The sequence below is a fragment of the Alkalilimnicola sp. S0819 genome (assembly GCF_009295635.1).
Taxonomy (GTDB): domain Bacteria; phylum Pseudomonadota; class Gammaproteobacteria; order Nitrococcales; family WHIW01; genus S0819.
In genome coordinates this window covers 142,571-152,105 of record NZ_WHIW01000007.1, presented here as the reverse complement: position 1 = coordinate 152,105, position 9,535 = coordinate 142,571, and the positions used below count along the sequence as shown (strand labels likewise).

The following is a 9,535-nucleotide window of genomic DNA, read 5'->3' as shown; positions in this document are numbered from 1 at the left end:
CCAAACGAGGCGGATACGGGGCAGAAAGACGCTGAAACGCCGTTTTGACGGCCGAAATAGGTCGAGGCGGTCATTTTTCGAACAATTGATGCTGTGGCGCTGGTTTGTTCAGCGTTTCCCTTTCTGAGCTGCCTACGCGGCAGCGAACCGATGGGAGGCGGGTCAGCTGGAATATCTACATTTCTGAGCTGCCTACGCGGCAGCGAACTACATCGAAGCGAACTGGTTTGACGAGCTGGTTTTCTGAGCTGCCTACGCGGCAGCGAACTAATCTGGCGATAGGTGTAGGCCGTTTTCTGTTTTCTGAGCTGCCTACGCGGCAGCGAACTTTCTGTATCAAGCACCGGATCGGCGGGCGCTTTTCTGAGCTGCCTACGCGGCAGCGAACCCGACAACGACGGAGACCACGTAACCGCCCATTTTCTGAGCTGCCTACGCGGCAGCGAACGCAGTCGTTAGCGTGCGCCACCAGCGCCCTCTTTTCTGAGCTGCCTACGCGGCAGCGAACAACCCATACGAGCGGGTTCTAACGCCTTTTATTTTCTGAGCTGCCTACGCGGCAGCGAACGGCGGGGCTGCGGGTGGATTGATGCTAGGCGTTTTCTGAGCTGCCTACGCGGCAGCGAACTTGCAGGAATCAATTTCCCGGCCCGCCCCGAGTTTCTGAGCTGCCTACGCGGCAGCGAACCGAGCGCTGGCCGCTGCGCACAATTCGGGCAATTTCTGAGCTGCCTACGCGGCAGCGAACGAGTCGATTTCCTGCTGGCCCGCCGTGGCGAATTTCTGAGCTGCCTACGCGGCAGCGAACGATGGTATCTAGTACGCTCATGGTGCCTCCTTTTTCTGAGCTGCCTACGCGGCAGCGAACGCTAGGGGTTAGCACCCGAACGCTTTTCGAGTTTTCTGAGCTGCCTACGCGGCAGCGAACCCCAGCTCAAAAACATAGAGCTGAGCGCCAACTTTCTGAGCTGCCTACGCGGCAGCGAACCAGGTCCAGCGTTCCAAGCGCGGTCAGGCGCTTTTCTGAGCTGCCTACGCGGCAGCGAACTAGACCAAAATAAACCGTTGTCCCTGATTTTAAAGAACTATTTAAACCGCACAGCCGCCCGCCCCTCCTCTCGAGGGGCGGACCTAACTCACTGTTTCAACGAAAAACTTTTTGCAGCCCGCAAAAAAGGGTCAAAACCATGGCACGGTCGCTTCCGCAGACAATCCATACCGACTAAAGACGCCCGCCCTCGGAGCAACGCCCACATCCCCTTGCTTGAGGAAAAGACAAAAAGACTGCCCCGTGCTGCGACTACGCACAGTCACGAAAGGCAGGCTCACCGAGCGCTCCACACTGTCCGGGATACGCTCAGCAGCCTCTAGCTCCGACACCTGATGACGTTTTATATAACGACGCCGCAACCGCGCCGCATTCGTCTTCGGCTGTACCCGCCGGACCTGGCGGTGCGGCGCATCCGCCGGAACATCACCAATGTCTCCGAGCTGAATGTGGTCATGCATACCGCTCAGCCAGTTCAGCGCCATAAGCTCCTTCAGCCGCTCGGCACGACTGTGCAAACGCATGGACTCACCGAGGGAGCGCGGGCTAATCGAGTAGCCTGGAAAGCTAACACCGATATCCTCCGCCTCTAGGCAGACAAGCCCGCGGTGCAACTTGCTGAACAGCGCGCTCATCAGCATCGGTGGAGAGAATTCCGGATCAGGCCTAAGCGTGATATCAAGGTAATGCTTCATGACTTACCCCGCTTCGCCAAAGACGCCGCCGCGGATCAAAGTTGCCATGACAAAATGCTGCTGCTCGGTAGACGGCACCTGGTCTTTGATAATCCAGTTGTCCAGCAAGCTATAGAAATCTGCTTTTCTCTTGGGTTGCCGGTAGGCCTTGCCCTGGGTGGTCACCGAGCCATACGGTTCCACCGCAATAGGCCCAAGATCCTCATCTGCGGGATACCAGGTATCAATGGTACGCAACGCATTGCCAATCTTTTGCGAATGCATCGCCGCGATCTCCCCGACGTGATAGAGCGTCTTGCTCTTGTCGCCTCGCCCACGATTCAGGACCAGTTCCTGGGATGGGAATACCTCCTGACCACCGCCAATGCGCGCGAAAGCCACGACATCCAGCAGTACGTGCTCTTCCCCGGCAAGGCCGCTGGCAATCAACGATGCCAGTTCCTGCAAGGCGGGCTGCGCCTCGGCACTGGGGTCGAACCCTCTTAGCGAGAGGGTCAAGGCGTCGAAGCGCCACACCGCCGCATTCTCACCCCGCACTTGCCTGCGCACCTGCACCTCGACCTGCTCCGCACCGACCCGGTTACGCCACAGGAATCGGCCATTGGCCAGGTTGAAGGCATAACGCCGCGCAAGCTCACCAAAGCCCTCGGCTTCCACATAACCCCGCACTGTTTCAATCAACTTCTGCTGGTATTCGGCGTTATTACACGCCGAAGGCTGCCCCGCGCCACCGAGTACCCGCAGCGAAAAGCGGGCCATCAAGGTATCCGCGTCACTGGGCAGGGTCGCAACGTCCACCGTCTGCAGGTTCGGGTTCTCGATCTCTGCATCAAGCTTCGCCGGATCCTGCTTGCTGGCCTTCAGGCGGTTAGATATGGTCCCGCGAACGGACTTCTCCCGGATGGAAACGCTCGGCCAGTTATCGGCACTCTGACGATCATCCCAGCGGCCGGCGAAAAACAGGGCATCAGAGGGGTCGAGCTTTCGCTCAAAAGCCAATACGGAAGCGGTTTTGAGTGCATTCGTCATGTTGTTACTCCTTAAAAATCACTCGTCAGCTGAAGCGGCGGGGCGATAGTCGTTGCGACAGCGGTACAAACCGGCGGAAGCTTCACTGTGCGGGTACCACACAAGATCGCCCGCCGTCCGCAGGCGATGGGGGCTTTTCCACTCGCCAATGGAATAGAGGCTCTCCACGAACCGGAATGGAGTCTGCGCATCGCGCGCGTTGGCCACGTGGCCCGGTGGATACAGCGGCGACAAAGCGCCATAACCAATGGCGATAGGCACAGTCCAGCCCGGCGTTCGCCGAACCTGCCAACGAACCTCACCGTTGGACGCATCACCGCCAGTCGCCTGTTCCGGCCGAAACTCCAGCCGGGTCAGTGACAGCCAAGCATCCAGCGCGGTGACTGTGCTGTCCTCTTGACGCAATTCCGCCAGTCGGCTTTGCAATAGATCATCGCGCGACACCAACGCGAAACCCGGCAGCCAACGCCGGCGCATCCCGCGAAACTGCTCCTCACGCCCCTCGGCATCTTCGTTAAGAGGCGTCAGCTCAGGACGCTGCGGGGTCGACCGCCCAGCCTGCGCCGGCACCACGCTACCGCCGGCTATACGCATGGTGGCCACGAGACCGGCCAACTCCTGCGCCATCGCCGCGCGCGCATCGGCTTCAGCGGTGCTGGCGGCGCCCTCGACCGCAAAAATCAGGGTGATCTCCAGATGCACCCGCCCTTCCTCGACAATGGCGGCTGTCTTGCCATCCTTGCCCACCGGGTTACGGGTCAGGTGAAAGGCGCGCGTATAACCGCTCCGGCTGACCTGCGGCTCAAAGGCATGGCAAATTACCCCCACCGCATTGAATTGCAGATCAATGTGTTCGGGCAGCTTGCGCTCGAGCGCATGCATCAGGCCGATAAACGCTGTCATCGACGGAAAGCCCCAAGTCATCGGGCTGGAAATCGCATTGGCGTTTTGCACCCGCAGCCGTGGCAATACCAACAGGGCTTCTATATCAGGCATGGCAAAGTTCCTCCTGCAGTGCGCTGAGTTCCTTATCGAAACGGGCCATCCAGCGACGGTCCGCATCCAGTCCCCGCGCCCAATTCGCATCATTCTCCAGCTCATCCGACCATTGCTTGTACTCCACATCGCCCACAGACAGCGGCCTACCGATTTCGCCATTTAGCCAAGTGGCGAAGCGATGCCGAATCGATTCAGGCCACGCCATGGCCTCTCGCTCGGTGCGAAAAGCCTCGTCGTTTGCCGCGCGCCCTCCATCCAGCCAAAGCCGCTCCTCCGGCGGTAACTGACATTCCGGTCTGGCGCTCCAGCCAGGCGCCAACTCGTTGATCTCGGCAGCAAACTGCAGGAGCTCATCGATCACGGCACTACTTAGCTCATCGCGCCGATCCCGCGTTGCCATCGTCTTGCCCGGGTCCGACCCGAGAAAACGGCGCAGCTCCGACACCAGCGCACGAACCGCTTTGCGCCGTGCAAAAATGCCGTTACGACCGAAAACCGTCTCGGTGTTTAGAGGCGCGGGGATATCGCGAGAGCGCCAAACCGGCGGCAGGGAGGCGAACAGGTAGTTGTTCCCACCTCGCTCACTATTGAGCTGGCTGATGTTCTGAGGCTTGGTGCCACCCATCTTCTGCACCGCCAAGCCGGGGTAGTCATAATGCGGCTCCGGGTGATGACGCTTTTCACGCCTTGCCTCCCGCGCAGCCTTGGCCGCCTCACCGAAGCGGTGTTTGTTGACCGTCTCGAAAACGCGATGGGATAACGATGAGGCATGCAACGGCGCCAGCAGGTGATAATCGGCATCATGGGTCGGATCGTCGCCGGCGAGCCAGTACAGCTGCTTGGACAACACGTGGGAGGACGGCGCGTACAACGGCTCCGCGATCTGTCCCAAGCCATCCAATAGCTGCGCTGCCCTGGTCGAATCGTCGCTTAACGCTTGCCGTAAAACTTCATCCCTTCGCAGCACACGCTTGAATAGCGGGATGCCTCTGAACTCCAGCCGCAGAAACTGGTTGATATCCTTGTCCAGATTCGCGGCATTGGCAGTGACAAGATCAGGGATGTAGTCCTCGCCAAGTACACCTGTGCCCAGATAGCCCCCCCTGCTCGCCCACTCCGGGTCAAGAGGCGCCAGTATGCTCGTCGCACCCTTGGCCGAAGGGTGGGAAAACTTTGCCGCATGGGTCACGCCTTGCAGGACTTTCATGCGCTCCGCTGCGTAAGCGAACCAGTTGTCGAACTCGAACCGCTGTATCAATGCCGCCTTTTTCTCGGCGTTGCCGCCGGCTTCTTCCAGGCGCAGCTGGAGCCGATCATGCAGAAAATCCTGCAGCGCAGCTCTCAGGCTCTTGGCTTCATCCTCACTCATCACAACTCCTGTAGTCGTTACTCTTGGGCGTCCCTCACCGCTGAGTCGCAAAACCCAGGCTCGGATGAAAACGCCACCCTCCATCGTTATCCGGTAATGTCACTGTGCCGAAACGCAGCGCACAGGCCTCCAGCGCCATCCCGCGAGCTTCGGCCAGCGCCACCAGCTCTGTGATGTAATCGCACCCACCCCAGGGGTTGATGCGCGGGCCAGCCAACTCATCGAGCCGCACGCGGTGGTTCTGGCTGTTTTCGACTTGCACCGGCAGAGGCGGCTTGTGCCGTCCCTGTTCATCCAGCCGCATCAAGGTGTAGTTTTCACCGGACTCATCGGGCATCAGCACCAGATCGACTCGCGGCGTGTTGTCCTCACGAAAACGCTGGTGTTGCTGCAAGCCGGCAGTCAAATGCGCACGGGGCAGTGCGTACCAGCTGTATGCCCCCGACGGAGGCAACTTCGGCGCGGCACGGAGCCTCTTGCGCTGGCGAGCCGATAGCTGACTGATGTCCTCCGGAACTGTGGGTGCCTGCGCCATGACAGGCGCCAGCATGTGCCGGCCCAGCCGGGCATGTTCCAGATCCACGAGCTTGTCGTTCGGGCGCAGATCATCCCGCGCGGTGATACGCGGCCTGGCATCTATCGCTTGATACTCCGAGGGTTCGAGCAGGCGCTCCAGGCGATGGCTGCTGAGCCGGAACTCATCACCATCCTCGAAGCCAGGCTTGCAATACGCCGGCTGCCCGGGCCGCTCCAGGTGTCTCAGGTTGGTATCCAGCAGACGCAGATTCGCCGTTTCACACTCGCCCTCGCGGTGGCGGCGAACCCGCCCCGCCAGCTGAATCAACGAACGCATGGAGGAAGGCTCCACCACCGCCCAGTCATAATCGTGATCGCGACCGACCTCGGTGACCGGGGAGCCGAGTACGATGAACAGGTGATCCTGCTCCTCATGGACGTCCAGATGCTCACGTATATCGGGCAAGTCGAAGGCAGCATCCGGCACACGGCGATTAAGAGCTTGGTCCAGCCGCGCCTCCATGGCCGAGCGCAGCAACAAGGGATACTGGGAGTGGTACACGCATAGATGAATGCGCTGGCCGGATGCCGCGCCCTGCCCGTACATGGCCAACGCCACATCGAACAGCGGCTCGATGTTGGCCATCCGAATCAGACCAAAACTCACCCGCTTCCCGCTACGCGGGTCGATGCTGTGGTGCGCCTGGTGCAATGCCTGGGCATGTCCGAGCATCTGGCCAGCCAGCTCCTGTCGGATGCCGGACTTCTGCCGAGCGCCGGTGCGCAGAGGCACGAGTTCGCAGCGCCGACGTACCGGCGCCTGAGCCAAGCGCTCCCGCCGCCGCTGCGCGAAGCGATCATGGGCCGTCGCGAACGCCTCGCTATCAGCACAGTCCTGGTGCATGCGGTCGTGCTCATCAAACCAGGCACAGCAGACGTCCACGGCAAGCCCCGGCTCGCCACGGTTGCGCTGAAAGACGGCGCGACCTTCCCGATAGGCCTGATACAGACCCTGGATTAGTGACGGCGGCAGCGTCGCCGAGGACAGTAGCACCCGCGAACCCAGCAACCCCGCCCAGTGCACCAGGCGAGTCAGCGCGGGCAGATCGTCCATATCGAAATCATCCGGCTCGTCAAGCACCAGATCACTGCTCATCAAGCGCAGCATGGGTGCTATCTGACGCCCACCCCGCTGACTCTCCGTGGCGGGAACGAGGTGATCTACGGTGCACACCATGACCGGCGCGGAGAGCAGCGCCTTGACGCCGGGGTCGTGCGCCACGCGCTTGAGCACCGGGTGGGTTTCGAGATTGCCCTCGAACAGCACGCAATTGTCTTCGTGGAGCAGGCTTTGCGAGGAGGCGGATCCACTTTGTTCCGCCATCTCCTCATAATGCTCATACAAGGCGCGATTGGCGGCACCACCCACCCGCACGGCAAGCTCATCCTCGCCCAGGCCCAACATCTCCCGGTAGGCCTTGCCGGTCTGCAGGGTCAAGGTGCGCAGACCCAGCGCAATGGAGAATCGAGCGCCCCGCTCAGGGTCCGCCAGGGCATAAAGGATGCGGCCGTTCGCCAGGGTCTTCCCACAGCCGGTGGAGGCCATGTTAACGCCGAAAAAACCCTGCTCCCGCGAGCGATCCCGCAGGGAGGCGGCCAGGTCGTAGGCCTTGTCCTGCCAGCGGAAACGCGCATCAGCGCTGCGCCGACGAAAACCCTTGTGGCGCAAGCGGGGCAGATGCCGCTCAAAGCCCGGCAAGGTGTTACTGACCGCCTGACTGTGCGCCTCTACCCCAATAAGGTGCTCATCCAGCGGCTGTTTGAGTTTCCCCGAAGCTCGGTCCGTGTTGGCATACAGCGGGTAACCCGGCTCGCCTTGTTCACGCGGGTCACCGTCGCCGAGGCTGGAGTAGTAATGATCGGCCAGCATCAGGCTGAGCCGAGCCAGATGCATCACGTAGGCGTTGTCCAACCAGCGCCTGTCGCTAAGCGGCAATCGTTTCAACAAGCGCCCGGCCAGCCGTCCGGCTCGCTGGCGCCATTTGTCGGTAAGCACCGGCAAGCGCTCATCGAAGCGCCAATACGGTGCGATGAGCTTCGGATCGGTGGTATCGCAGGCTTCGTTCCAGCCCGCGTGGATACACCCCGGGATATTCCGTAGGCGTTCGCTGCGAAAGTCCGAGACCTTGGCGCCGAGACGTTTAGATGATCGCTCTGCGCCAGCCTCCTCGGGCACCAGCGGTAAGCGATGGTGTGTCAGCACCAGCCAGCCTATGGCGCTTGCCAGGGGCGGCATGCCCTGAAACGGCGTGGGGCTGTCGACATCCAGGGCATCACGCTGCAGCCGTTGCAGCCACGCCGCGTCATCGTCGACACCAGAATGCTGCAAGCGTGCAAGCCAGGTTTCGTCGTCATCGTCCCCGACGAAGGCCTGGAACAGACGCAGCGAAATCCACTCGTGACGGTAGAGATTTCTCTCCTTCACCATCGGGTTGCGCAGCCGCTTCTGGAAGGCGGCACAGGCTTTGCCCAGGTCATGCAGCAAGGCCGCCATCCCCGCCAGCAGGGCGATATCCTGGCCGGTATGCCAGTCATTCTCATCGTCGCGACGCAGCACGTCCCGAGCCGTACGACTGGTAGGCACCGTGCCGCGCAGGCCAAACCGCCCGGCATCACCCACCACCCAAACCAGCTCGCTGTGGTCCCTGCCGCGTATCCAGTGACACGCAACCGCCGTGTTCCTGCGCGCACTTTTGCGCAACAAGCGGCGCAGGGTATTCAGGCCTTCCTGCGTAATGGCCGTCTGCCACGTTCGATCGCCCTTGCGCTCGGCAAACTGATCAAGAACGCGACGACTCTCCTTCAGCGCGTTCTTGTCGCACTGGGAAACCAGCAGCACATTCATGGCGCCTGCCTCCCAAGTGCCACGGCGATGTGCTTCAGCGTGTCGATCATGAAATCTAGAGATTCAGTCTGGGTGAGGCTCTCGATGCAGGCCTGCCGAAACTCCTGCTCTTCGTCGCCTCGCATGGCCGAAATAAAGGCCTGGGGGAGGATTACTGCGTCCTTCACCAGGTCCGCCACATCGAACACCAAGCCACCACGCCGGGTTTTACCGTGCAGCACCGCCAAACCATGGGGAACCCCCAGCACCCAGGTAGCCGTCGCTGCCAGGCCGTAGGCGAGATAGTTGCCGTGATCCAGAAAACGATTCGCCGGGTCGGTACCACCGCCGCGTTTTGTGCGCACAAAATCGCCGTAGGCGGAAGCTCGGGCGGCTGTTTTGAAAAGCTGTTTGGTGAGTCGCGCTTCCAGGGTCAGCAGATTTTCCACATCCGGTGCACAGGCGACTTCCTGGCGGGCGCGCTCCAGCGCACGGTGCAAAGCGTCAGGGTCCACCCCGAAGCCGGCGTCCTTGAGCGCCCTGCTCTGTAGCCAGTGGGTTTCTATGCGGTCAAGGCGGGCGCGCTGGAATGCGCGGGCCGCTTCCAGGCGCAGGGTATCGTCAAACCAGAAGCGCACCCAGTGCTGCAGATACTCGGTCGGCCGATATTCGCTTTGCGGGCTGAACCACGCGACCTCGACATCCACTTCGTTCGCGCTGAATAGTGGCGTCCCCCCACCCCCGCAAAAGCCGACCAGCACACCTGCCCTGGCCAACTCCCGCATGGCCGCCTGGGTAATGGAGGTGCCGGTACCCAGCAACAGGGTCGTGGTATTGGCGATGGGGATATTCCAGTAGAGCGCCCGCTTGCCCGCATCGGTGACGAACTCCACCCGACCACCCTTCACCAGCACCCGGCTGTGCTGCATGTAATAGATATTGGCCCGCTTCGAGTGCAGGATCGTCTTGAGGTCGCCTGGTGAGAAGTCGTCCAT

At 61.2% G+C, this 9,535-nt stretch carries 6 protein-coding genes and 1 CRISPR repeat array; all 6 genes read right to left on the bottom strand.

All coding sequences use genetic code 11. The features are described from left to right. Positions 1-119: 119 nt before the first annotated feature. Positions 120-1,048: direct repeats of the CRISPR family, unit length 29 nt; unit sequence TTTTCTGAGCTGCCTACGCGGCAGCGAAC. A gap of 131 nt (positions 1,049-1,179) precedes the next feature. Genes cas6f through cas1f form a run of 6 tightly spaced genes read right to left on the bottom strand, consistent with a single transcriptional unit; the run spans position 1,180 to position 9,535 of the window. Further along, on the bottom strand, positions 1,180-1,743 hold the full coding sequence (gene cas6f, locus GBG68_RS08270) for a type I-F CRISPR-associated endoribonuclease Cas6/Csy4 (RefSeq protein WP_152146464.1): 564 nt from the start codon (positions 1,741-1,743) through the stop codon (positions 1,180-1,182). A gap of 3 nt (positions 1,744-1,746) precedes the next feature. Next, positions 1,747-2,772: a type I-F CRISPR-associated protein Csy3 gene (csy3, locus tag GBG68_RS08265; RefSeq protein WP_152146463.1), complete on the bottom strand. Its 1,026-nt coding sequence runs from the start codon at positions 2,770-2,772 to the stop codon at positions 1,747-1,749. An 18-nt stretch (positions 2,773-2,790) separates the two neighbouring features. Continuing rightward, positions 2,791-3,768, bottom strand: a complete 978-nt coding sequence (csy2, locus tag GBG68_RS08260; RefSeq protein WP_152146462.1) for a type I-F CRISPR-associated protein Csy2 — start codon at positions 3,766-3,768, stop codon at positions 2,791-2,793. Next, on the bottom strand, positions 3,761-5,140 hold the full coding sequence (gene csy1, locus GBG68_RS08255) for a type I-F CRISPR-associated protein Csy1 (protein WP_193222262.1): 1,380 nt from the start codon (positions 5,138-5,140) through the stop codon (positions 3,761-3,763). The genes csy2 and csy1 overlap by 8 nt, the downstream gene beginning before the upstream one ends. Before the next feature lie 34 nt (positions 5,141-5,174). Further along, the gene (cas3f, locus tag GBG68_RS08250) at positions 5,175-8,561 is read right to left on the bottom strand and encodes a type I-F CRISPR-associated helicase Cas3f (protein ID WP_152146460.1); all 3,387 of its coding nucleotides are present in this window, start codon (positions 8,559-8,561) and stop codon (positions 5,175-5,177) included. Continuing rightward, complete coding sequence (gene cas1f, locus GBG68_RS08245) at positions 8,558-9,535, bottom strand: type I-F CRISPR-associated endonuclease Cas1f (RefSeq protein ID WP_152146459.1); 978 nt, start codon at positions 9,533-9,535, stop codon at positions 8,558-8,560. The genes cas3f and cas1f overlap by 4 nt, the downstream gene beginning before the upstream one ends.